The 24,191-nt window shown below is 43.3% G+C and carries 17 protein-coding genes; 8 read left to right on the top strand and 9 right to left on the bottom strand.

The genetic code is table 11. The annotated features are described in order from the left end of the window. Positions 1 to 44 precede the first annotated feature (44 nt). From trmD to B3763_RS07655, 3 genes are read right to left on the bottom strand one after another with little or no spacing between them, the layout of a single operon-like run. Positions 45 to 722, bottom strand: coding sequence for a tRNA (guanosine(37)-N1)-methyltransferase TrmD (gene trmD / locus B3763_RS07665; protein WP_189629067.1), 678 nt, complete (start codon positions 720 to 722; stop codon positions 45 to 47). Further along, positions 712 to 1,254 (bottom strand): ribosome maturation factor RimM, encoded by a 543-nt coding sequence (gene rimM / locus B3763_RS07660; protein WP_286745382.1) that lies wholly within the window; start codon positions 1,252 to 1,254, stop codon positions 712 to 714. Before rimM ends, trmD begins: the two co-directional genes overlap by 11 nt. A gap of 8 nt (positions 1,255 to 1,262) precedes the next feature. Beyond that, positions 1,263 to 1,829 (bottom strand): 30S ribosomal protein S16, encoded by a 567-nt coding sequence (locus tag B3763_RS07655; RefSeq protein ID WP_189629065.1) that lies wholly within the window; start codon positions 1,827 to 1,829, stop codon positions 1,263 to 1,265. A gap of 244 nt (positions 1,830 to 2,073) precedes the next feature. On the opposite strand from B3763_RS07655, the gene B3763_RS07650 reads away from it, so the two are divergent. The 4 genes from B3763_RS07650 to lpdA all read left to right on the top strand — a co-directional run bounded on the left by B3763_RS07650 (position 2,074) and on the right by lpdA (position 8,208). After that, on the top strand, positions 2,074 to 4,818 hold the full coding sequence (locus tag B3763_RS07650; RefSeq protein WP_286745379.1) for a 2-oxoglutarate dehydrogenase E1 component: 2,745 nt from the start codon (positions 2,074 to 2,076) through the stop codon (positions 4,816 to 4,818). Positions 4,819 to 4,830: 12 nt separating this feature from the next. Next, entirely contained in the window at positions 4,831 to 6,381 is a 1,551-nt protein-coding gene (gene odhB / locus B3763_RS07645) for a 2-oxoglutarate dehydrogenase complex dihydrolipoyllysine-residue succinyltransferase (RefSeq protein ID WP_286745376.1), read from the top strand. Positions 6,382 to 6,424: 43 nt separating this feature from the next. Beyond that, positions 6,425 to 6,658, top strand: coding sequence for a four helix bundle protein (locus B3763_RS07640; RefSeq protein WP_286745370.1), 234 nt, complete (start codon positions 6,425 to 6,427; stop codon positions 6,656 to 6,658). Positions 6,659 to 6,807: 149 nt separating this feature from the next. After that, the gene (lpdA, locus tag B3763_RS07635) at positions 6,808 to 8,208 is read left to right on the top strand and encodes a dihydrolipoyl dehydrogenase (protein WP_286745368.1); all 1,401 of its coding nucleotides are present in this window, start codon (positions 6,808 to 6,810) and stop codon (positions 8,206 to 8,208) included. A 17-nt stretch (positions 8,209 to 8,225) separates the two neighbouring features. On the opposite strand, the gene B3763_RS07630 is transcribed toward lpdA, so the two are convergent. The 5 genes from B3763_RS07630 to pdhA form a co-directional block, all read right to left on the bottom strand. After that, positions 8,226 to 8,669 carry a hypothetical protein gene (locus tag B3763_RS07630; RefSeq protein WP_189629060.1) on the bottom strand — a complete coding sequence of 148 codons (444 nt, stop codon included), beginning with the start codon at positions 8,667 to 8,669 and terminating at the stop codon, positions 8,226 to 8,228. Between the two features lie 225 nt (positions 8,670 to 8,894). Further along, positions 8,895 to 10,214: an aspartate kinase gene (locus tag B3763_RS07625; protein WP_286745365.1), complete on the bottom strand. Its 1,320-nt coding sequence runs from the start codon at positions 10,212 to 10,214 to the stop codon at positions 8,895 to 8,897. A 16-nt stretch (positions 10,215 to 10,230) separates the two neighbouring features. Further along, positions 10,231 to 10,707 (bottom strand): 6,7-dimethyl-8-ribityllumazine synthase, encoded by a 477-nt coding sequence (ribH, locus tag B3763_RS07620; protein ID WP_286745363.1) that lies wholly within the window; start codon positions 10,705 to 10,707, stop codon positions 10,231 to 10,233. A 63-nt stretch (positions 10,708 to 10,770) separates the two neighbouring features. Beyond that, positions 10,771 to 11,457 carry a tetratricopeptide repeat protein gene (locus B3763_RS07615; RefSeq protein ID WP_189629057.1) on the bottom strand — a complete coding sequence of 229 codons (687 nt, stop codon included), beginning with the start codon at positions 11,455 to 11,457 and terminating at the stop codon, positions 10,771 to 10,773. A gap of 59 nt (positions 11,458 to 11,516) precedes the next feature. Further along, entirely contained in the window at positions 11,517 to 12,548 is a 1,032-nt protein-coding gene (gene pdhA / locus B3763_RS07610; RefSeq protein WP_189629056.1) for a pyruvate dehydrogenase (acetyl-transferring) E1 component subunit alpha, read from the bottom strand. Positions 12,549 to 12,658: 110 nt separating this feature from the next. Between pdhA and recF the strand changes: the two genes are divergently transcribed. Next, positions 12,659 to 13,765 carry a DNA replication/repair protein RecF gene (recF, locus tag B3763_RS07605; RefSeq protein ID WP_286745357.1) on the top strand — a complete coding sequence of 369 codons (1,107 nt, stop codon included), beginning with the start codon at positions 12,659 to 12,661 and terminating at the stop codon, positions 13,763 to 13,765. On the opposite strand, the gene B3763_RS07600 is transcribed toward recF, so the two are convergent. Then, the gene (locus B3763_RS07600) at positions 13,758 to 20,294 is read right to left on the bottom strand and encodes an MG2 domain-containing protein (RefSeq protein ID WP_286745354.1); all 6,537 of its coding nucleotides are present in this window, start codon (positions 20,292 to 20,294) and stop codon (positions 13,758 to 13,760) included. The two genes, recF and B3763_RS07600, sit on opposite strands and share 8 nt — an antisense overlap. Positions 20,295 to 20,427: 133 nt before the next feature. Between B3763_RS07600 and B3763_RS07595 the strand changes: the two genes are divergently transcribed. From B3763_RS07595 to B3763_RS07585, 3 genes are all read left to right on the top strand, one after another. Then, positions 20,428 to 20,913 carry a DinB family protein gene (locus tag B3763_RS07595; RefSeq protein WP_286745352.1) on the top strand — a complete coding sequence of 162 codons (486 nt, stop codon included), beginning with the start codon at positions 20,428 to 20,430 and terminating at the stop codon, positions 20,911 to 20,913. A 155-nt stretch (positions 20,914 to 21,068) separates the two neighbouring features. Further along, positions 21,069 to 21,410, top strand: a complete 342-nt coding sequence (locus tag B3763_RS07590; protein ID WP_286745351.1) for a PadR family transcriptional regulator — start codon at positions 21,069 to 21,071, stop codon at positions 21,408 to 21,410. Continuing rightward, a complete protein-coding gene (locus B3763_RS07585; protein WP_286745348.1) occupies positions 21,403 to 24,060 on the top strand; it encodes an ABC transporter permease in 2,658 nt (885 codons plus the stop codon). The genes B3763_RS07590 and B3763_RS07585 overlap by 8 nt, the downstream gene beginning before the upstream one ends. Positions 24,061 to 24,191 lie beyond the last annotated feature (131 nt).

Below are 24,191 nucleotides of genomic sequence, written 5' to 3'. Positions count from 1 at the left end.
AATATAGAGATTAGTTTTTGATAATCTGCCTTTTACGGGAAAATTTATTCATTCAATAAATCAGGCCTTCTTGCCTGGGTTCTTTCTAGGGCTTTTTGAGCCCTCCAATCTTCAATTTTTTGTTGATGGCCGCTAAGTAATACCTCGGGAACCTTCATACCCTTATACTCTGCCGGCCTGGTATATACAGGTGGAGCCAGTAGATTATCCTGAAACGAATCCGTTAAAGCGGAGGTCTCATCTGACAACACCCCCGGTATTAGGCGAATAATGGCATCAGACAATACTGCAGCAGCCAACTCACCACCAGACAACACGTAGTCTCCAATGCTAACTTCTCGCGTAATAAAAGCCTCTCTAACCCGCTCGTCTACCCCCTTATAATGCCCACAAAGTATAATAAGGTTCTTTTTTAGTGAAAGCTGGTTGGCCATGCCTTGATTTAATCTGGCACCATCCGGGGTCATATAAATAATCTCATCGTAGGCCCTTTCGCTCTTCAGTTGAGAGATACAGCGGTCAATGGGCTCTATCATCATCACCATGCCCGCACCTCCACCATAGGCGTAGTCATCGAGCTGCTTTTGCTTATTGGTAGCCCATTGGCGTAAGTCATGAACCACCACTTCTACCAAGCCCTTTTCCTGAGCACGCTGTAAGATAGAGTGCGAAAAAGGACTGTCTAACAGTCTTGGCAAGCAAGTGATAATATCAATTCTCATCAGTTGGGTTGGTGTATACCTCTACCAGTCCTTCCGGTACGGTCAGGTGAATTTCCTTGTTCTCCCGATCTATACGGATTAGTAATTGCTTTTGATAGGGCAGTAGTATTTCTACTCCTTGCTCATTTTCTATCACAAAAATCAGCTGAGGCCCACTTTCCACAATGTTATTTATTGCGCCAAGGGGCTGTCCTTCCTGGTTAACTACTATAAAGCCTTCAATTTCGTGCAGGTAAAACTCATTGGCTCCTGCAGCAGGTAAAAAACTAAGAGGAAGATACAACTCCAGCCCTCTAAGCTCCTCTGCTTGCTCTAATGAAACGATGTCTTCAAACGCTACTATGGCTTTGGTAGGCCCCACCTGAAGGCTTTCAATAAAAAAAGGAACCAGCTGTTGTCCTTTGCGAACAAAAACTGATTCCAAATTTCGGTAGTCTGAAGGAGAATCCACATCTAAAAACAACTGCAGCTCTCCTTTTAAACCATGCGGTTTGATGATATAACCCAACTGAAAGCAATCATCAAGCGTCATGGCCGGACTTATTCCTTAGACTCGCCTTCTTCAGCAGCAGGCTCCTCGGCCGATGCTTCTACTTCTGCCTCAGCTTCTTCGGTAGCCTCTTCTTCTGCCTTGGCAGCAGCTTCTGCTTCTGCTTTCTTAGCCGCCAACGCTTCTGCTCTTGCAGCATTTACTTTGGCTTCAGCTTCCAGCTTAGCTTTTCTGGCTGCTTCTTTCTCCTGAGCAAGCTTGTCTGATTTGCCTTGGATTTTAGCGTCCTTCTCAGCCAACCAAGCTTCAAATTTCTTATCAGCTTCTTCCTGAGTAAGCGCTCCTTTAATAACACCTATTTGAAGGTGCTTTTTCAACATCAACCCTCTGTATGAAAGCATAGCCTTCACAGTATCGGTTGGTTGAGCTCCGTTCATCAACCACTGGAACGCCTTGTCGTTATCCAAGTTGATTGATGCCGGGTTAGTATTCGGATCATACGTTCCGATTTTCTCAATAAAGCGACCATCTCGTGGTGCTCTAGCATCGGCAATGACTACATCGTACATTGCTCTTTTCTTACGGCCTCTTCTGGCCAATCTGATTTTTACTGCCATTTTACATTTATGGTTTACGAGGATCACGTCCTCACTTCTTCATTGGGAACACGTCCCGAAAAAGGACTGCAAAGATAAGGGCTTTTTAAATAAAAACACACCGCTCTTGAAAATTATGAACAAAGCTCACTCAAAACGTAAGTTAACAACTCAATATCAATCGAATTCGTAAAACCGTTTATACGGTTTTTAATAGCTAAACGAATAGAGTACCTTTGTCGCATTCAGAGGTAATTTCCTGCACATGGATAAATTTTCATACATCAGTAATGCCGACCCCAAGGCAATAGAATCGTTGTATCAGCAGTATGCACAAGACCCTTCGAGTGTCGATGAGGGCTGGAAGAAGTTTTTCGAAGGTTTCGAGTTTGCTCAAGAGGCATTTCCTATGCTCCCGGGCAGCGAAAAAGCCGCTAAAAGCTCAACACCGTCTGGCATTGTGTCAGACAAGGAGGTAAATGTTCGCAACCTGATACACGCCTACAGAACCCGTGCTCACCTACGCTCAAAGACCAACCCGGTAAGGGAGCGAAAAGATAGGAAGCCTATTCTCGACCTTCAAGACTTTGGCCTATCCGATGCTGATCTGGATACAGAGTTCAATTGTGGTGAAGAAATTGGTATTGGCCGAGCTCCCCTTCGAAAGATTATCGAATCGTTAAAGTACATCTACGAAGGAACCGTTGGGTTTGAATACATGTATGTTCGCGACCCCGAAAAGCTGAAGTGGCTTCGTGAAAAAATTGAAAAAGACGCATTAAACTTTAAGCCATCGAAAGAACAGCGAAAGCGAATTCTGAAAAAGCTAAATGAAGCGGTGGTATTCGAAAACTTCCTTCACACAAAATATCTCGGCCAAAAAAGATTTTCGTTGGAAGGTGGCGAAACTACCATAGCCGCCTTAGATGCCATTATTAACAAAGGAGCCGAACTGGGTGTGCAGGAAGTGATGATTGGAATGGCTCACCGCGGGCGGCTAAACGTTTTGGCCAATATTATGGGCAAAACCTACGAACAAATCTTCAATGAGTTTGAAGGGAATGCCACACCAGACCTAACCATGGGCGATGGTGACGTAAAATATCACATGGGATTCTCCAGCCAGGTAAATACCCCAAGCGGAAACACCATAGAGATAAAACTAGCCCCCAACCCTTCGCACCTGGAAGCTGTAAACCCGGTTGTGGAAGGTTTTGTGCGCGCTAAAGGCGATGCTGAATACAGCCGCGATCGTTCCAAAGTATTGCCTGTATTAATTCATGGCGATGCGGCTGTTGCCGGCCAGGGCATTGTGTACGAAGTAGTGCAGATGAGCCAGTTAGATGGCTACAAAACCGGTGGTACCATTCACTTTGTAATTAACAACCAGGTTGGGTTTACAACCGACTTTGACGATGCCCGCTCAAGCATTTACTGTACAGATGTAGCTAAAATTATAGATGCCCCGGTTCTCCATGTAAATGGTGACGATCCTGAAGCAGTGGTTTTCTGCGTACAGTTTGCCACGGAATACCGACAAAAGTTTGGCGATGACATTTTTGTGGATATGGTTTGCTACCGCAGACATGGACACAATGAAAGTGACGAGCCCAAATTCACCCAGCCTTCGCTATACAATGTGATAAGCAAACACCCCAACCCGCGAGAGGTCTACAATAAGAAACTTATAGAAATGGGTGAGGTAGAAGCAGAACTAGCAAAAACCATGGATGCGGAGTTTAGGGAACTGCTTCAAGACAGACTTAATATGGTAAAGCAAAAACCTTTACCCTATGTATACCAACCGCTGGAGGAAGAATGGAGAAACCTTAGGAGATCCAAACCGGAAGATTTCGATCTTTCACCGGAAACCGGAGCTTCAGAGGCTAAGATCAATAAGGTTGCCGAAGCACTCACCAAGTTGCCAAAAGGCTTTAAGCCCATTAAGCAAATTGAAAAACAGCTGAAGCAACGTAAAGACATGTTCTTCAAAGATAAACAGGTAAACTGGGCCGGAGGAGAACTATTGGCTTACGGTACTTTAATGCTCGATGGCAAGCCTGTAAGGCTTACGGGACAAGATGTTCAGCGTGGCACCTTCTCTCACAGACATGCCGTTTTGCACGATGCCAACACCAATGAAGCCTACAACAGCCTTAATCATCTGGAAGGATCCGAGCAGCAGTTTGAAATATATAATTCACTACTCTCAGAGTTTGGTGTTATGGGCTTTGAGTTTGGTTATGCCATGGCCAACCCAAATGCGTTAACCATTTGGGAAGCCCAATTTGGCGATTTTGCTAATGGGGCTCAGGTAATGATCGATCAGTTCATTTCTTGCTCAGAGTCTAAATGGCAACGCATGAACGGACTGGTGCTTCTGTTGCCGCATGGCTATGAAGGTCAGGGACCTGAACACTCTAATGCTCGCCCCGAGCGCTATTTGCAGCTTTGTGCAGAGTATAACATGATAGTGGCCAACATTACCACTCCTTCCAATTTCTTCCACGCTTTAAGACGACAACTTACCTGGGACTTTAGAAAACCATTGGTGGTTATGTCTCCCAAGTCTTTGTTGAGACATCCTAAAGCTATCTCCCCATTAGAAGAGTTTAGCACAGGAAGGTTCAAAGAAGTAATTGGCGACCCTGAAGTAAAAGCTGCATCTGCCCGAAAAGTTGTGCTTTGTAGCGGAAAAGTCTATTACGATCTGCTGGAAAGAAGGGAAAAAGATAAAACCAAAGATGTAGCGCTTATTCGAATAGAACAACTGCATCCATTCCCAAAAACTCAGGTAGAAGAACTGTTGAACCAGTACAACAAAGCCAAGGAGTTTGTGTGGTTGCAAGAAGAGCCCGAGAACATGGGCTATTGGAACTACATTCAACGCATTTACCCGGAAAGAAGCTTTAAGCTTATTTCTCGCAAGGCCAGTGCTTCACCAGCAACCGGCTTTGCCAAAGTACACGCACAAGAACAAGAACAAATTTTAGACAAAGCTTTCGCATAAAATATTAGCATCATGAGTTTGGAAATAAAAATTCCTGCCGTTGGCGAATCGATCACAGAAGTAACCATTGCACAATGGTTTAAAAAGGATGGAGACTTTGTAGAAATGGACGAAGTCATCTGCGAACTGGAATCAGACAAAGCTACTTTCGAACTGAATGCGGAAGCAGCGGGTAAACTAACCATCAAAGCCGAAGAAGGAGCTACCCTTGAAATCGGAGAGGTGGTTTGCCTGATTGACACAGAAGCCCAGGGAAATAGCAGCAGCTCTTCTAAAGAAGAGACCTCTGGTTCATCTTCTCAGGCTCAGGATTCTTCCGCAGGACCAAAATCTACCGGAGAAATAAAGGAAATGACGGTACCAACCGTTGGAGAATCCATTACAGAAGTAACCATCTCCAGTTGGCTTAAGAGTGATGGAGACTATGTGGAGCTTGATGAAGTAATTGCTGAAGTTGATTCAGACAAAGCCACTTTTGAGCTTCCGGCCGAAGCCAATGGTATTTTAAGAATAGTTGCAGAGGAAGGCTCTACACTGGAAATTGGCGCACTCATTTGCAAAATAGAAGTAACTGAAGGGGGAGCTCCGGCTAGTTCTTCCGGAAATAAAGACAGCCAGGAAAACAGTTCAGCAAATCAATCTGGAGCACCTTCTAAAGAAAGTTATGCCACTGGTCATGCTTCTCCGGCAGCTGCCAAGATTATTGCCGAAAGAGGCCTCGATGCCTCTCAAATTAAAGGCACCGGTAAAGACGGCCGTATTACCAAAGAAGACGCAGAAAACGCCAAAGCTCCTTCCAAAGAAGCTCCGAAGCAACCAAGCACAGCCGGTACTTCTACCAGCATTGCCCATAGCACTGAAGGAAGAGGAGAAAGAAGGGAAAAAATGTCTTCGCTAAGAAAGACGGTTTCCAGAAGGCTGGTTTCTGTGAAAAACGAAACCGCTATGCTCACCACCTTCAACGAGGTGAACATGAAGCCCATTATGGATTTGAGAAAGCAATACAAGGAGAAGTTCAAGGAAAAGTATGAGGTAAACCTTGGCTTTATGTCTTTCTTCACCAAAGCCGTTACGATGGCCCTGAAAGAATGGCCTGCCGTAAACGCTCAAATTAATGGCGATGAAATAGTTTACCACGACTACGTAGACGTTTCCATTGCCGTATCGGCTCCAAAAGGATTGATGGTTCCTGTTATAAGAAATGCAGAAACCTTAAGCTTTGACCAGATAGAAAAAGAAGTGGTAAGATTAGCTACCAAAGCCCGTGACAATAAGCTTACTATCGATGAAATGACCGGAGGAACCTTTACCATTACCAATGGAGGAATCTTTGGCTCTATGCTATCTACTCCAATCATTAATGCTCCTCAGTCGGCCATACTTGGTATGCACAACATTGTGGAGCGGCCCATGGCGGTTAATGGCGAGGTAAAAATCCTACCTATTATGTATGTAGCTCTTTCTTATGATCACAGAATCATTGATGGTCGTGAGTCAGTGAGCTTCCTTGTAAGAGTGAAGGAATTGTTGGAAGACCCAACCAGACTGTTGCTCGGTGTTTAGCCTGGATTATCTGATACCCGGGCCGGCCGGCAGATAGAAATCCATGAACACATACACAAAAACATGGAGTGGCTGTTTAGAAAAAGTAACAACCCTAACGGTTGAAGTTTATACCCTGAACGGGCACATTCGTGAAAATGAAAGGATTAGGCTAACGAGTCAAATCAAAAGAGCTGCCTTGTCAGTTTCGTTGAAGATTGCAAAAGGTGCTGGTGATAGTTCAGGTGAAGAACTCGACCAGCTTAATGGATTAGCCCAGAATTCTACTTTAGAGTAGAAACAGAACTAATCATAGCCGAGAGGCTCAGGTTTCTAACGGGAGACGCAACGTAAGTTCTCCAAAGAACTAATGAGCTTGTTCGAACGACAAAAGTCTCAAAAACAAACCCATCTAAGTACCATGTACTTAGAACTAAATACGACAATATGAAATACGATGTAACAGTTATTGGTTCAGGCCCTGGTGGATATGTAGCAGCAATCCGATGCGCTCAGCTAGGCATGAAAACTGCCATCATAGAAAAATACGATACGCTTGGTGGAACCTGCCTGAATGTAGGCTGTATACCCTCCAAAGCTCTACTCGATTCTTCCGAGCATTACCACAACGCTGCCCACACCTTTAAGACACACGGTATTGAGTTAGACAATCTAAAGGTAAATCTCGATCAAATGATTGAGCGCAAAAGAGGGGTGGTAAAGGACAATGTGAATGGCATTTCTTTTTTAATGAAGAAAAACAAAATAGACGTGCACCACGGCCTGGGTTCGTTCATAGACAAAACGCATATTAAAGTTACCGATAAGGAAGGCAAAGAAACCACTGTGGAAACTGATAAGGTAATTATTGCCACCGGTTCTAAACCCGCCTCTCTTCCCTTTATAGAAATTGACAAGAAAAGAATCATTACCTCTACCGAAGCCCTTGAACTCAAAGAAGTGCCAAAACACATGATTGTGATTGGTGGTGGAGTAATTGGTATGGAGCTGGGCTCAGTTTATGGCAGACTAGGAGCTGAAGTTTCTGTGGTTGAGTTTATGGATGAGATCATTCCTTCTATGGACAGCACTATGGGAAAAGAACTAAAGAAGTCGCTGAAGAAGCTAGGCTTCAACTTCTATTTGGGTCATAAAGTAACTGAGGTAAAGAGCACCGCCAAAACGGTAACGGTAAAGGCCGAGAACAAAAAGGGTGAAACTGTAGAAATTAAAGGCGACTATTGCCTGGTTTCTATAGGCCGAAAGCCTTACACTGAAGGTTTAGGACTGGAAAATGTGGGGATCAAAACAGACGACAGAGGCAGAATAGAAGTAGACGAGCACCTCAAAACTTCTGCCGATAACATTTATGCTATTGGCGATGTAATTAAAGGGGCTATGCTCGCTCACAAGGCTGAAGAAGAAGGTTCGTTTGTAGCAGAAGTAATGGCCGGGCAAAAGCCACACATTAACTACAACCTGATTCCAGGGGTGGTATATACCTGGCCTGAAGTAGCCGCTGTAGGCTACACCGAAGAGCAGCTCAAAGAGAAAGGCATTGCGTACAAAACAGGATCATTCCCTTTCAAGGCATCGGGCAGAGCCAGGGCCTCTATGGATACTGATGGACTTGTGAAAGTGCTGGCCGACAAAAACACCGATGAGATTCTTGGTGTTCATATGATTGGCCCAAGAACAGCCGATATGATTGCAGAAGCCGTAGTGGCCATGGAATACAGAGCCAGTGCAGAAGACATTGGCCGCATGTCTCATGCGCATCCAACTTACACCGAAGCGTTTAAAGAGGCCTGTTTGGCAGCCACCGACAACAGAGCGCTGCATATTTAAGGCCACATAAAACCAACTTACTTCATAGAGGAGGCTGTAGTAACGGTCTCCTCTTTTGTTTTGCGCAATACAAGAGGGTATTGAGAGCCTATTCCCAGGTCTAATCCTTCAGTATTCATGAGCACCAAAGTAGTGCGTTGGTAAGAAGTGAACTGCGCCATAACCTTACGGCTCACATTACCATCAGTCAAATGAATAGCCAGGCCCAATGCTCCAACGGGTTGAATATTCTGAACCATTTTAGTTCCCGATGGCGTCTGCAAGGCCATGCCTTCTTCTACCTGTTTAAACCCAACCATAAACTGGTCGTTAGGAGCCTTCTCAGGAGCCCAACGACCCAAAAGTGCCTGGCTGTGCTGTGCCAGTGCCTCTTCTTGCTTTTTATCGGCAAAGAGATATGTCTCGTTAGCGCATGAAAATGCGGCAACAAGTAAGGTTAAAAGAGCGATAATTTTTTTCATAGTTCTGGTCTTTCCAAAACTTATTACAAAGGCCCTTCCACATTTTGCCCAATGAGTTCTTCTGCACAATCTTGGTAATCACCTTAAGCTCAAGAAAACCCAGTCGACTGATTATTAGATAGTTAACGCCAGATATTTCAAAACAAAAAAAAGAGTATGCCTATCAGACATACTCTTTTTTCAGCTTCCTAAAAACCCAATATGGACTAAATTCCCAATATGAGATTACAGGTTAAATAAATGTTGATTCAAGACTTTAAGTGCATGTTCTTTATTAGTACTATCAGTCAGTAATGAAATATTGTGTCTGCTGCCCCCATAAGAAATCATTCGGATAGGGGTATCCTTTAGGGCATCGAATATATTGCTCACTATACCCTTCTGTTCGGCCACAAAATTACCCACAATGCAAATTATAGTTTGGCCTTTGTCAACTTCCACCTGTCCAAACTGACTTAGCTCTGCCACAATCTTGTCTAAAAACTCATCGTGATCTATAGTTACCGAAACGGCCACCTCAGAGGTGGTGATCATATCTATAGGTGTTTTGTATTTCTCGAATATCTCGAAAATTCTACGCAGAAAACCATAGGCCAGAAGCATTCGGGTAGACTTCACTTTTATAGCAGTAATACCATCCTTAGCCGCCACAGCTTTGACATCGGCCGAAATGGTGGAGGTGCTGATCACTGTTCCTTTGGCCTCGGGCTGCATGGTGTTGAGCAGCTTGACCGGGATTCCATATTTTTGAGCAGGCCAGATCGATGCCGGATGCAATATTTTGGCTCCAAAGTAAGCCAGCTCAGCCGCTTCATCGAACGACAGTTCCGCTATGGGATAGGTCTTATCTACCACGCGAGGGTCGTTATTATGCATGCCATCAATATCCGTCCAAATCTGCACCTCATCGGCACGAATAGCCGCCCCTACTAACGAGGCTGTATAGTCACTTCCTCCACGCTGAAGGTTATCTATTTCTCCCTTGTGGTTTTTGCATATATAGCCCTGAGTAATGAACAGGCCACAGTTGGCAAACTGGTCGATCTTTGCCTGCAGGTGCTTGGAGATATACTCCAAATCAGGCTCATGGTCCTCATTGGTTCGCATAAACTCCAAGGCCGGTAAAAGCTGCACCTCAATATTTCGCTCTTGTAACAATAGGGTGAAAAGCTTGGTAGACATTAGCTCACCCTGGGCAAGAATATCTCTGCTCAGGGCTTCATTGAACGATATTTTGAGCGTTATTTTTAGAAATTCAAAGTGTTCGTGAATTACCTCCTCTGCCTCTGCCCGTTTCTCTGCGGTACTAAGAAGTTGCTGAATAAACTGGTTGTAGTGTAGCCTTAGTGAATTGATCTTCTCCAAAGCCTCCTCTCGCCTATCGGCCGCCAAAGACTCGCCTATACTCACCAGACTATTGGTAGTGCCTGAAAGTGCCGATAGCACCACTACCTTACGCTCTGAGTCTCTCGTTATAAGATCGGCCACTGCATGCATGCGCTCCGGCCTGCCCACAGAAGTTCCTCCAAATTTGTATACCTGCATGGTTTTTCGAAAACAATTAGAAGCCCAACATTTTAATTGCGGTTATGGCCGCTTCATCGCCCTTGTTGCCATATTTACCTCCTGCTCTGTCGAGCGCTTGTTTCTTAGTGTTGGGGGTGAGTACACCAAAAATTACCGGCTTATTATACTTGAGCGACACATTGGTAATGCCATGGGCCACGGCATCGCATATAAAATCGAAATGTTTCGTTTCTCCCTGAATGACACAGCCAATACAGATTACTGCATCAACTGAGTTATCTTGAGCCATCCATTGTGCGCCCAGTGTCAGCTCAAAGCTTCCGGGAACATTTTTTCTGATAATGTTCTGTTTAGAGGCTCCGTGCTGTATCAACGTACTGTAAGCTCCATGGTAGAGCGCTTCTGTAATTTCTTCGTTCCACTCAGACACCACAATGGCAAACTTACGTTCGCCAATGGGCTTTATGTTTGTGCTGCTGTATTCGCTAAGGTTTTTTTCGTTAGATGCCATTTTCTTATGAATAAAAAAAGGTAAGACATGTGCCTTACCTTTCTCGTTAATTTTTTGTTTTTATTAACGCCCGGCAAGGACTTCCAAACGTGATTTCTGCTTTCGTGCTTCCATTACTTCGGGAGCATTTTTATACTCCTTTACAATCTTATCTAAGGCGGCTATAGCGGCCTTAAGATCAGAGGCCTTTTCATGGGCCAGTGAAGCCTTTAATAAGTATGCCGGAGAAAAATACGAATCGTCTACTGTGTTAGCGGCTTTCTCGTAGCTATCGGCAGCTTTTGTAAAATTGCCTAACTCCATGTAGGCATCGCCAATAAGGCTGTATGCCCTGCCCTGAACCAAAATTTCAGAAGTAGAGAATCCTTTTAAGTATTCGAGAGCTTTTTCAAAATCTCTTTGCTTCAGGTAGCTGGCACCGGCATAGAAGTGAGCCAAGTTAGCTACCTCTGTTCCGCTGTAAATATCCATAATGTCTAAAAAGCCCAGGTTTCTACCATCGCCAAGAAGTGCTAGCTCCAGGCTATCGCTCTCGTAGTAATACTGTGCCTGAAAAATTTCGTTTTGAGCATCGATATTGCGCTGCTGTGTGCGGTAATTCCAAAGGAAGATACCACTAGCCAATACAATAACTGCCAAACCAACGATTGCCCCCACAAAACCCACCGGGCCTACTTCTTTCTTGAACTTTTCAATAGTGCCTTCGGGCTTGTTAGTGCTTTTTCCTTCTGATGAAGTTTTCTCCGCCATCTCTCTCAAAAATTAGGTCGCAAATATAAAGAAATTGTTGTAAAACAAAGGGTTAAAACCTATTCAGTGATGAACGGGTAATCTTCCTGAACGTAAACATCTTTGTAAGCTTCTGAAGGATCTGGATAAGGAGACTCCTCTCCAAACTTCACACACTCTTCTACCTGAGCCTTTATTTTAGTGTCTATTTCTTTGAGCTCCTTTTCGGTGGCCCACTTGTTTTCAAGAATCTTAGACTTCACATATTCTATGGGGTCACGATCCTTGTATTCGTTCAGCTCCTCTTTGGTTCTGTACTTAGCCGGATCCGACATTGAATGCCCTTTGTATCGGTAGGTTCTAAACTCCAACAAAGTTGGTCCATCACCTCTTCTGGCTCTATCGGCAGCCTCTTCCACGGCCACGTGAACATTTTCCGGATTCATGGCATCTACCGGAGCAGATGGCATGTCGTAGGCCTCACCCAGGGTGTAGAGTTCTGTTACGTTCGATGTGCGTTGCACAGAAGTACCCATAGCATATCCGTTGTTTTCAATAACAAAAATCACGGGCAACTTCCAGGTCATGGCCATATTGAGTGCTTCATGAAAAGCTCCCTGACGCACGGCACCGTCACCCATCATACAGATACACAGGTTATCGGTTTTGTTATACTTCTCGGCAAAAGCAATACCAGCTCCAAGCGGCACCTGGCCACCTACTATTCCGTGTCCACCAAAGAATCCTTTCTCTCTGTCGAACATGTGCATAGATCCGCCCTTACCTTTGGAAATTCCGGTGGCTTTGGCCATAAGTTCGGCCATAACCTTCTTTGGGTCAGAACCCAGAGCCAAAGGCTGGCCATGGTCTCTGTACGCGGTAATCCACTTATCGCCTTCCTTTAGAGCAGTAACTGCTCCGCTCGAACAAGCTTCCTGCCCAATATATAAATGACAAAAACCTCTAATTTTCTGCTGGCCGTAAAGCATTCCCGCTTTCTCCTCGAACCTTCTCTGCAAAAGCATGTTTTCGTACCAAAACATGTAAGTCTCTTTCGAAAACTTAGACTCTTTTTTTGCTTTAGCTTTAGTGCTACCTTTTGCTGCTGCCATGTATTGTTTTTTAAAAGGTTGAAACCTTTAATTCTCAATCGTTTAAATAGGAGTGCGAAAATAAGACAAAAACGTTCAACTTTGAAATTAAATCGGCTTTCGGTTAGAAAATGCATCTTCAATCCATTCGACTCATTCAGTATAAAAACTATAAAGAAGCTCATGTGGCCTTTTCCAGCCAGATAAACTGTTTTCTGGGAGAAAACGGTAGTGGCAAAACCAATTTGCTGGATGCCATTTTCTATCTGTCTTTTACCAAAAGTGCCGACCAAGCCCAAGACCTGCAGTGTATTTTGCACGAGGCAGACTTCTTTTCTATAAAGGGCACTTTTTCTCAAAACCAAAAAGAACGGTCAGTGCTTTGTGCCTATCAGGCAGGCAAAAAAAAGAGCATCAAGCTGGATAACAAACCCTACAAACGGGCTAGTGAACACATTGGCAAGTTCCCTACAGTGCTTATTGCTCCAAACGATACCGATGTAATCAGAGGTACTAGCGAAGACAGACGAAAATTTTTCGATGCCATTATTTCGCAGGTCAATCAAGGCTATCTAAACAACCTTATCGCCTACAACCACGCGCTGAAACAAAGAAATAGTTTGCTGAAACAGTTTGCCGAGCAAGACCGCTTCGATGCCGACTTACTGGAGCCTTTTACCAGGCAGTTGCTCGATTTAGGTCAAAAGGTGTATGAGGTACGTAAGGAGTTTATAGCGGTATTTAAGCCATTATTGGTAGAGCACTATGCCATGTTGAGCGGACAACGGGAGACCATAGAAATAGACTATGAGTCTGATTTTTCGGAGGGAATTGAAGAGAAGTTCCGTCATTCGCAGAAAAAGGACCTTATTCTTAAAAGAACAAACAGGGGCACACACAAAGATGAATTTGTTTTTCTAATGGACGGAAAGCCAGTAAAGAAATTTGGGTCTCAGGGACAGCAGAAATCATATCTGATAGCGCTTAAACTAGCCAACTTCGATTTCCTTAAAAATGAACTGGGCGTAAAGCCCATTCTCTTGCTCGATGATATATTCGATAAGCTAGACGACCTACGCATTGAAAAGCTAATTCAGATGGTAGCCTCAGATGCTTTCGGGCAAATTTTCGTTACCGATGCACGACCAGAACGCTCTATCTCCATTTTTGAGAAGATAGATCAGCAGCATAAGTATTTCTCGGTCTCAGAGGGCTCAGTTGAGGAAAGAACTATTTGATCACCTTCAGTTCACTGGATTTTGTACGGGCATTGAACTCTGGAGCGTACATGTTTTCCAAAATGGCCAATCCTTGGGAGAAGGTTCCCGCATTATTTACAACCAAATCATAGGTAATTAGATGCTTGCCTTTGGGTAGCCTGTCTATAAAGAAATGCACGCTGGCATCGGAGACACTCTGATATGCCCAAGTCTCACCAATGTTTTTATAGCCAGAGAGAACATCTACTGGTTCCAAGGCTGCAGATCGGCTATCTTTTAGATGAACAAATTCCATTTCTCTATCTACTGACAGATACAATTGAACTCTAACTTTATCTCCAAGCCCTAACGTTGTAGCACCGTCAATCTTTGATTGATCTCCATTTTGCTGAATGAGATATAGTTCTCTTTCTATTTTCAGAGCTCCTCCTTGTTTTTCAACTTCATCAACGTCTTGCAAAAACTGATAATGCAAGGCTCCCCAGGCCGGATTTCCAACTGGATTATCAATGGTAATAGAACCCATTGCTGGCTTAATTTCATCGCTTGCCCATGAACGTTCCAAGAACAATTTGGAGCCTGATTCATCGAAAGAGACTGGTTTTCCGGACATACTGACTGAAATGCTACTGCTACTTTCAAAGTCAGTCTTCTGGTTTTGAAGCAATGCATAAATGGCCAAGGTTGTTGCTTTTGTAGTTGACCATGAATTCACTCTTTTATTTTGAAGAAGCCACTTCTGCAAACCTTGAGTTTTTTCGGAGTCAGTTCCGATGGTCTCGAAGGCCTCGATGATCAAGGCCTGAGTTTCTATTGGAGCTTTATACCAGCCATAGTCCGATTCATTTTCCAGCCAATACATTCCTTTTTCGTCAGAAACGGTAGATGTTTCTTCCAGCGAAGTCAAAATCTTTTCGGCTGATTCAGTATCTCCAAATCTATTGAAAGCCAGTGCAAGCATGGCTTTCAGCTGGAGACTTTGAGTCACCCACTGCTTCTTTGCTTCAGCCAAGAAGTAAGCCATTGCTTCATCAAGTTCCTTCGACATTTCAACCTCGGTGAAGAAGCTTCTGGCATAAAGGTAATTGATGGTAGAGTTGCTAATCTGAGTGGCACCTTCCTTATCTTCAATTTGGTTGAAAGCTTTCAAAGCCTCATTATCCAAATAATTGAGAGCCTTAAAAAGCAGGTCATTTACATCTAAGGTTTCTGGAGAAACCCCAAGCCTTTTCATTTGTCCAAAACCTGAAACGATATGAAGCGTGATGGTATGATTGGCCATTCGGCTTCCGCTGAACCACCCGAAGCCTCCATCATTTAGCTGCATTTGCTTGAGCTTTTCAATAGCAATAACCAAGTGAGCGTTAAGACTGTCGATTTTAAGAAGTTCAGCCATTCTTCGTTTTCGTTCTTCTTCGCTCTGGGCATTTTTAACCCATGGAGTTTCCTGAAGGCTGATTTGCTTATAGACCTCGTTTCTGAATAATGGAGTTTCAGTCAGTCCAGATTCAGCCCAACTACTCACTTGCTCGGACAGACTTGGGTTGTCTTTCAACAATTTGCTCCCCAAAGCATTGGCAAAGATTCTAGCGAAGGTCTGCTCGCTGCATTCATAAGGAAATTCAATCAGGTAAGGCAAAGATTGAAGCGCATTCCAAACCGGGTTTTTGGTGAGTTCCAGTTTAAGTGAAACATCGGTTGTTTCTTCTTTCTTATTGAGAAGTGCCGGAAGCTGGAAACTTTGAACCGTATCTACCGCCACCCAAAGAGGTAGACTTTCTGTGACCAGTACTTTCTTCGGTAAAACAGGAAGGTAGTTTTCTTCACCATCGCTAAAGCCATCTCCTGTTGCCACAACCTTGTACTGAAGGGCATTTATATTTTCAGGAACGGCAATCTGCCAGAAAACTTCGGCACTGTTTTTAGCTCCTACCAATTGTCGCTGAACCGATTTACTTCCTGATACAAACAAATTAAGTATTTCCTCATTTTCCGGGTTGACCATATTAAGCTGGGCAGAAGCCTGAATAGGCTTTTCACTGGTATTTACCACTTTGGTACTCACCACTAGAGTATCTCCGACCCTGACAAACCGGGGCATATTGGGCACCACCATTAAGCTTTTGCTAGTCTGGACCGTAGAGATCAATTGGTTATAAGCCAAGTTTTTTGTGTGGGCGAGCATCTGGAATTTCCATCGTGTTAAAGATTCCGGGGTGGAAAATGAGAAGTTGATATTACCTTTTTTATCAGTTCTAAGGTGTGGAAAGAAGAATGCTGTTTCTCTAAAGTCTGTTCTGGTTCGGACATTGGCCAGTAATTCCTTTTCTTTAGCTACTCCGGCTTTTGTGGAAATGAGGATTACTCCATTGGCAGCTCTTGAGCCGTAAAGAGCAGTGGCTGAAGCATCGTTTAGCGTAGAAATATTTGCCACATCATCTGAAGAAACCTGGTCTAATGTAGTTATGACTCCATCCACAACTATAAGAGGCTGATTGTTTCCGTCTAATGAAGTCACACTTCGCAAGTTCAAAGCAGCATTACTTGGAGTCCAACTAACACCCGTGATCTGACCTTGGAGCGCGTCCGGCATTGCTTCTTCAGCAACTTCTTCAAATTCCATAGAGAGTAAAATTTCTTCATCTTCCACTTCTATAACCAATGACAACATGTTCTTTTTCGACTCTTGGTCATAACCAAGTACCACTACTTCTCCCAATTCCTGAAAGTCTGGTGACATGCTTATTTCATAGAAATTGTTCTCGTCAACTTTAAATTTCAGGGTTTCATAGCCTAAAAAGCTAACTATGACTTCATTGTCTTTTGAGGCTGCAAGGCTGAATTTTCCATCTTCATTGCTGAGGGTACCCTGGGCTGTGCCAGTAATTCTGAAAGAGGCTCCTGGCAGTGGCTCGCCAAGTTCATCACGCACAATTCCTGCTATCTCCCCAACAGGAATTCCATCCAACTTCTTGGCTTTAATGGAAGCGGGAACATTGGCTAAAAAAGTTGATAAATACTCAGAATGGGTTCTTCTGGCGTTAACAAAACTATAGCCAAAAGACTGAAAGGTTGGTAGGCTTCTCTGCTTGAAATCTGCCCTGAAAAATGGAATGACATTGCGTATGGAGGACAAATTATTTTGAGGAAAAGTAGAGTAGTGATTATAAGTATTAAACATTCTCTGTGAGGAAGGATTAAATCTCCAGTCGTTGGAGGCGAATTGGTCTAATGAGACATCATACATGGAGGCCAATACTTCGGCTTCAGCAGCTTTGCCCTTTGTTCCTTTTATGTTGAAACTCCAGGTTTCTTCGCTGCCGGGTTCGAGTAAACTTCTGAATGTTTTTGTTTCAATATCCAGCTCTGCTTTTGGTTGAGGAACTCTGATGGCCAGTGTTCCGGTTTCGGAATGATTGGCTCCGATAGCCAGATAATGCACTTCGAAACCGCCTAAATCATCTTCTTCTATAGGTATTTCCAGGGCTTCGGTTCGCTCATTCAGTCTAAAGATGTACTCTGTGTTTTGAGCATTGATTTTTTTAGGTTGAAGTAAAATGGTTAAATCCTTCAGACTTGAAGAAATAGTCAGTTTTGCGGTTTCGCCTACTTTATATTCCGGTTTATCGGCCAAAACTGATATGAACTGAGGGTACAAAACCTGAGCTGTGCTTTCCTTCAAAGTGAAGTTAGCGGTAGCTGGTTCGGCTAGTTTTCTATCGGCATGGAACCTGATTATGTAAGAACCAGCCTGCCATTGAGTAATTCCCTGTATCTCTACTTCGGTTTGATTTATTCCTACCTCTGTTTCATAAACCAAAGTTTCTGTAGGCTTGGTCGAATTTTCAGCGTAAGGTTCATTCGGAAAGTACTTTTCAAATTCCTCTTCGGTCAGAATGGGTAAGTCTGGTGCCGACCACTGCCTGTCAAAAAGATAGTGTTTAGCATCCAGACGATACACCTGCAATGTTCCTGATTCTTTAAAATCACCTCCATTCAAATTACTGGCCGAAACGTTGACCTTAAGTACTCTTTCTTTCTTCAAAACCTCTCGCTTGGCAAATACGCTTGAGGTGGCTTTGTGCAAACCAACCTTAACCTGTTTGCTGGACTCCCGCGTTTCTCCATTGATGTCGGTAACTGAAACTTCAACCTGATATTCGTAAACCGGCAGTTGTTCCTCGCTTAAACCTTCTTTTAGGTGGGTAGGGAATTTAATTTCAAACTCTCCGTTTTGTCCGATTTGACTCTCTGTGGATACTAAAACCTGTTCATCTTCAACCCAATTACGCTGCCAGTAGTAGGGGTTTTCATCACTGATTTTGGTACGATATCCTTTTTGGGTAACAGTATATTTCAACTGTGCATTGGCCAGGCTATTTCCTGCAAGTGCTTTGGCACTACCTGATACGGTTACCGAATCTCCGAGTATATAGGCAGAATCTATCGGATCCATGACCAACTCAAACCTTGGCCTCTTGTAGTTTTCTACGCTAAATGAGGTACTGGTAGAGTAAAACTCATCTGTTTGATCTTCGAAAAAGACGCTAGGTGCATCACCTTCTTCCACCACTATCTCGAATTCCCCGGTCAGTATATTCTTGGGCAGTTTGAGAGAGTCGCTGAATGAACCAAATTCATTGGTTTTTAGATATTTTTCATAGACCTCATCGTAGTTGACATCATATATCGTAACCAGCACTTCTTCATTGGTAACCACGCCTTGTTCACTGCCCTTGCTCTTGGTTAAGATGCCTTTGAAGTAGACGGTTTGTCCTGGCCGATAGATGGCTCTATCCGTGAAAACATCTGCCTGAACCATATAATAATCCTCATCGTCACTTCCGGACCAACGATTTGCAGAGAGGTGAATATCCCGGAAGTAGGTGGTGTCTGATTGGTCAATCACCAATGCCCCAAGTCCATATTGATAGCCTTTGCTTTTGACATAAAACCTACCGTTGCTGTCGGAAGTGAAAGTATGAAGAAATAGATCAGCTACTCTGAAAGGCGAGTTTCCATCGAAGAATTGAATCTTTGCTCCGGAAATTGCTTCGCCATTCTCTCTGTTGACCAGGGCGAAATGATTGAAAACATCATTTCCGAGGTCGGCCAACATTAATTCTGAAACTTGAAAATGGGCGAAGCCTAATAATTCCTGAGGCTCTTGAGAAGAATAAAACGCTATGGTGTACTGGCCTTTTTGAAGGGGCTCAATCAACAGTTCAGTTGAATGAATATTGAAATCATCCTGCTGCGGAAGCCCCTGATTCCATGATCTGACAGGCTCTATTTTGTCTAAAGCCTCAGACATATCCGGTTTTACATAAATGTTATTCAGACTCAACCATTGTCGAGTGGTGGGCTTGTAAATTCTGATATTAATCTCCTTAATATTGGCGTAAGACACCAGCACTCGCGAATGAGTTTCGGGCATAATGAATGACTGAATTTGGCCGTCAATACTTGGTTGTTCAATAAGCTGAATAAGTGATTTGGCCTGTGCAGCTTCCAGATTTTTCTCTCCCGAGTTAATGATTTCGGAAGCCAATTGGTGTGCTTCTACCTTGGCATTTTCAAATTGATTGGACTGTTGATAGCCATAGTCATTCGATAGACTATTCAGTTTAAACGCAAGGGCAAGCTTCAAAGGTGACTGCTGTATATCCGGATTGTCCAATAAATGTCTGTAAGCTTGTATTAAGTTTTGATCTTTATTTTTCAGGTTCAGATTGCTGAGTGCTTTGAGTCTGTGTAGCTCCCAAAAGGTTATCAATTCTTTCGAGCCACTGTTCCTGGCCTTTTCTCCCATTTGTTGAAGAATGACCAGTCCATGTTTTCGGTTATAGCCATTGTCGGAGGAGAAGTCTTGTTGTGAAAAATCTTCCCAGTTCCATATCCCATTTTCATTTTTCCATTGAATTAGACTCTGATAGGGTTGAAAGAAATAAAACTCAATGGCTTTTGTGGCCATCCAATCGTTTAACGCTAAGCCTTGGTAAGAACTGAGAGAGTCTTTTTCGAACAAAATTCTAATGCTCTGATCGTCTAAATGTAGGTTCTCATTAGTGTCAAGAGCCTTGGAGAACAATGTGTGTATTTCTTTCAAAAATCTTTGCTGTCCCCAAAAATTGAAGTCAGAGGTGTCGTTTTCCTCAATTTCCCGGTTGCGAATTTGGTAGGCATTGGATTGATAGTATTCAAATAGGGAATTTGCTTTGAGAAAATGGTAGATCGACTGAAACGGTGCCTTTGCTGATTCGGCTCTTTCGGCCAAAACACTAAGTACTGATTCCTGCGCATTCTCTTCTAGTAACAGTCGGTACTTGCTTTGATAAATGGTGGCTCGAAGTTTCTGGATTCCGTTGCTTTCAGCGGCTGCACGGGTATAAATGGAATTAACTTTCGCCAAAGCGGACTTACTTTGGCCTTTTAGTTCGAGCTTATATACTTCTCTCCACTGTTCATCATATTCAGACTGCTGAGCTGTAGCCGGAGAAATCAGCAAGAAAAAGAGAATGGCTATGATAAGAGATTGGTGTCTCATGCTTTAGTGTATGTATCGTTTAACAAGAAACAAATGAACCACCATCATACCTAACTTCTGTCAACAGAAAATTCATCGAACAAATTCAGTAAGTTCTTACGTATAAGTAACCTGTATCAAAAACCCAAACTTTATGAAAATTGCCAAAACCCTTACCTATACCTTTTTCGCTCTGTTGATTACAACCGGCTCTGCAATGGCGGATCACGGAGGCTACGACTGGCTTAAGCAGCGATTGGAAGCCAGTAAGGCATATACCCTCGCTGTTTTGGAGGCTATGCCGGAAGAGAGCTACAACTTTAAGCCCAACGATGAACAACGAACTTTTGCGGCTCAAGCTTATCATATTGCCTACAGCATAGACTATTTTCACAGAGCTTTTGCCAATGGGGGGCAAGCGCAATGGGCTCCAGGCGATGAAAACAGTAAATCTAAAAAAGAACTCATTGAGTGGACCAAAACCAAATTTGATGAAATGAATGCCTTCATTTTAGCCCAGGAAAATAATGACCAGCTCACAGCCGGACTCATCTCTTATCTCGATCATAATGCCCATCACAGAGGACAGATTGTAACCTATTTGAGAATGAAAGGCATCAATCCACCGCAGTACCGTTGACCAAGCTGCCTTGCGGACGCCTCCGCTAAATTGAGGGAGAATTGATAAAGTCGAGCCACCTGACAAAGGTGGTTTTTTTGTGTCTTTTAAGAAACAAATTTCATAATTGTAGAAATTGATGCTAAGTTTGTTCTACAAATACGAAAATTGAAAAGATGAAAGGAACGCAGCTAGGTGAATTTGAAGAGTTAGTTCTTTTAATTGTCGGGGTGCTTTATCCCGAAGCCTACGGCTTGAGTATTCGGGAAGAAATCGTTAACCAGACCAAGCGAAAAGTTGCTATTGGTGCCGTGCATTCTGCCCTAAGCCGGTTGGAGGATAAAGGCTTTTTAAAGTCTGAATTAGCCGAAGCCACCCATGAGAGAGGAGGCCGTAGAAAGCGCATTTTTACCATTACCGCAGAAGGTAAAAAGGCTCTCCAGAAAAACCATGAGCTCAGAAACTCGCTGTTCAATCAGATACCAAATATGGCCTTAAAACTAGCCAAGCTTGTCTAACAACAAACCACTTTATAGCCCTCCAACCCTTGGAAGCCAGTTGCTTCGTTGGTTTTGCAAAGATCGTCTTCTGGAAGAAATAGAAGGAGACCTCCTTGAGTACTATCAAATAGAGCGCGAAGCAAAACCAAAGTGGAAAGCTAACCTGCTCTACTGGTTTCATCTCTTTCATTTTTTACGCCCCTTTGCTCTAAAAAAAATTGGTCAAAACTCAAACATAATTATCATGTACAGAAGCTATTTCAAATTTGCCTGGCGCGGAATGATGCGCCATAAAATGCAGACAAGTTTCCACTTGCTGGGCCTAGTATTGGCCTTTACCGTTTGCGGACTCATTTACCTGCATTTAAAATTCGAGACCTCGTATGACTCTCACCATAAAGATGCAGACGACATTTATCGCATTGCCTGGATGAATGAAAATCCACAAACCCGTACGCCTCACCCCATGGCTCAGGCACTGGTTAGTGAGTTTCCAGAGGTTGTAAAAGCAGTGACTTTTTCCCCAATCTATGGTCCGGGTTTAACCAAAGACGTCATTCTCATTACACATGATGCCTCTAACGTGACTCATGAAATCACAGACGGATATTTTGCAGACACCACCTTTTTCGATGTGTTTACTTATGAGCCGATATATGGAAACCCAAAACAAGCGCTTCAGAATGAATGGGCAGTTGTTCTCTCGGAGTCTACAGCTAAGCGGTTTTTTGGTGATGAAGACCCCGTTGGTCAAAGACTATCTTTCAACGGAATGGTAGATCTTTTGGAAGTAGCTGCTGTGGTTAAAGATGCGCCTAAAGCATCTCATTTTCGCTTTAACTTTATGCTTTCCTACGTTACTTTAAAGTCACTTCCTTTTAACGACCCCTGGCTTTCATGGGACGATTTCGGGCATTTTAACTATGTGAAACTTAGCCCGGGAACAAACCCAGAAGTGGTAGAGTCTAAAATCCCCAATTGGATTCCGAAGTACCTCAATTGGTCAGAGGACAATATTGAAAGTTTAAAGGCCGGAGAAATTGGTTTCAAGCTTCAACCCATTCAAGACATTCATTTGCACTCCAATATTCGATGGGAACTTGAACCAAATGGTAGTTATAGTTATCTGATTATTTACGGAGTTAGCGCTCTTTTCATACTGCTCATTTCTATCATCAACTTTGTGAATCTGAACACAGCAAGGGCTGCTCAACGCCTAAAAGAAGTTGGGGTGAAAAAGACCCTTGGCGCATTCAGGTCTCAAATCTTTACCCAGTTCAGTATAGAGGCTTTGGTAACTACTTTTCTGGCGCTGATACTTTCGGTTTTTGTAATGAATTGGTTGGAAACGCCATTTAATAATTTGGTGAATGGAAGCATTGCTATCGAAAACTTATGGCAGACCGAAACGGTAACCTTTATGGTGCTTACAGCAATTTTTACGGCAATTGTTTCGGCTCTTTATCCCTCAGTTTATCTCAATTCTTTCGAAGCAGGAAGTATTCTTCGTGGACTGAAGCTGAGCAAGCTTGGTGGTTCGAACCTCAGAAATGGTTTGCTTGGAGTTCAGCTTGTGGCTACAGTGATTCTTATTAGTGGTAGCCTGATCATTCGTAATCAGATTCAGTTTCTTAAAGATAAAGACCTCGGTTTCGATCAGGATAATTTAATGGTGCTTACCATTGTGGGGCAAACCTACAGTCAGAAAATAAGAACGTTAAAATCGGAGTTAGAGTCTATTTCGGGAATAGGCGAGACATCCGTGGTGTCAAACGTTCCAGGAGGGCAGTTCAACCAGCATCCATTGTACATGGAGGAGAATCCGCAATTGAGAGTTGATGCCTCTGAAATGTTCGTAGATAAAGATGTTGCCAGCACACTGAATCTGGAAATGGTAGAGGGCCGAATGCTCGATGATGTGTTTGCCGCAGATTCTGCAGGTACTGCATTTGTACTCAACGAAACAGCCGTTCGGGAATTGAACGTGCAGGATCCGGTTGGCAAACAGCTTTTTTGGGTGAATAATGAAGAGCTGGTAAAAGGCACTGTTGTAGGTGTGGTTAAAGATTTCCATTATAACTCTCTTCATGTTCCGGTTAGGCCGATCATTATGATGATGAACCAGAATGCCTACAACCATTTAATCGCCAAATTCGACCCAAATAGCTTGCCTCAGATCATGGAGCAGGTTGAAGAAAAATTCACTGAGATTGTTCCCGAGGTCGACTTCAGTTATAGGTTTTTAGATAGCCAAATTGAAGAGCTTTACCAGGAAGAAGCTCGCACTTTTAGGCTGACAGTAATACTTTCTGCCATTTCCATATTCCTGGCCTGCGGAGGATTGCTAGGCGTAATATCCATTGTAATCCGCCAAAGGGTAAAGGAAATTAGCATTAGAAAGGTACTTGGTGCATCGGCCAAAAACATTCTATGGCTCATAAACCTAAAATACCTTCTTATAGCTGCCATAGCTCTCTTAGTAGCCATACCTGCCTCCGTGATTTTCATGCGCAATTGGCTCAGTAACTTTACCTACCAGGCGGGCATAAGCCCTTTGGTGTATGGCGTCACTTCTGTAGGAATATTAATGCTCATTGGTTTGACCATAAGCCTCATTTCCATTAAAACCATTAAAGCTAACCCAGCCAACAACCTAAGGAGCGAATAACTCTCAATAGAGGATGCCTCAAAACTCGTCATCTCAACTTGTCTACCAACTGGTAAGTTCAGGGGTGACGCTCACCTAGCTTTTGAGACAGCCTCTTGCTTTTTATTGAAAGGCAAAAAAGTCAATTTCTA

The organism is Roseivirga sp. UBA1976, assembly GCF_002336325.1.
In the GTDB taxonomy this organism is placed as follows: Bacteria; Bacteroidota; Bacteroidia; order Cytophagales; family Cyclobacteriaceae; genus Roseivirga; species Roseivirga thermotolerans.
Note: the sequence above shows the minus strand (reverse complement) of the source record. Positions and strands in the feature narration are given on the sequence as shown.

Bases quoted from the DNA above. Each gene is read 5' to 3' on its own strand.
- trmD (WP_189629067.1), bottom strand. From the start codon at position 722: ATGAGAATTGATATTATCACTTGCTTGCCAAGACTGTTAGACAGTCCT.
- rimM (WP_286745382.1), bottom strand. From the start codon at position 1,254: ATGACGCTTGATGATTGCTTTCAGTTGGGTTATATCATCAAACCGCAT.
- B3763_RS07655 (WP_189629065.1), bottom strand. From the start codon at position 1,829: ATGGCAGTAAAAATCAGATTGGCCAGAAGAGGCCGTAAGAAAAGAGCA.
- B3763_RS07650 (WP_286745379.1), top strand. From the start codon at position 2,074: ATGGATAAATTTTCATACATCAGTAATGCCGACCCCAAGGCAATAGAA.
- odhB (WP_286745376.1), top strand. From the start codon at position 4,831: ATGAGTTTGGAAATAAAAATTCCTGCCGTTGGCGAATCGATCACAGAA.
- B3763_RS07640 (WP_286745370.1), top strand. From the start codon at position 6,425: ATGAACACATACACAAAAACATGGAGTGGCTGTTTAGAAAAAGTAACA.
- lpdA (WP_286745368.1), top strand. From the start codon at position 6,808: ATGAAATACGATGTAACAGTTATTGGTTCAGGCCCTGGTGGATATGTA.
- B3763_RS07630 (WP_189629060.1), bottom strand. From the start codon at position 8,669: ATGAAAAAAATTATCGCTCTTTTAACCTTACTTGTTGCCGCATTTTCA.
- B3763_RS07625 (WP_286745365.1), bottom strand. From the start codon at position 10,214: ATGCAGGTATACAAATTTGGAGGAACTTCTGTGGGCAGGCCGGAGCGC.
- ribH (WP_286745363.1), bottom strand. From the start codon at position 10,707: ATGGCATCTAACGAAAAAAACCTTAGCGAATACAGCAGCACAAACATA.
- B3763_RS07615 (WP_189629057.1), bottom strand. From the start codon at position 11,457: ATGGCGGAGAAAACTTCATCAGAAGGAAAAAGCACTAACAAGCCCGAA.
- pdhA (WP_189629056.1), bottom strand. From the start codon at position 12,548: ATGGCAGCAGCAAAAGGTAGCACTAAAGCTAAAGCAAAAAAAGAGTCT.
- recF (WP_286745357.1), top strand. From the start codon at position 12,659: ATGCATCTTCAATCCATTCGACTCATTCAGTATAAAAACTATAAAGAA.
- B3763_RS07600 (WP_286745354.1), bottom strand. From the start codon at position 20,294: ATGAGACACCAATCTCTTATCATAGCCATTCTCTTTTTCTTGCTGATT.
- B3763_RS07595 (WP_286745352.1), top strand. From the start codon at position 20,428: ATGAAAATTGCCAAAACCCTTACCTATACCTTTTTCGCTCTGTTGATT.
- B3763_RS07590 (WP_286745351.1), top strand. From the start codon at position 21,069: ATGAAAGGAACGCAGCTAGGTGAATTTGAAGAGTTAGTTCTTTTAATT.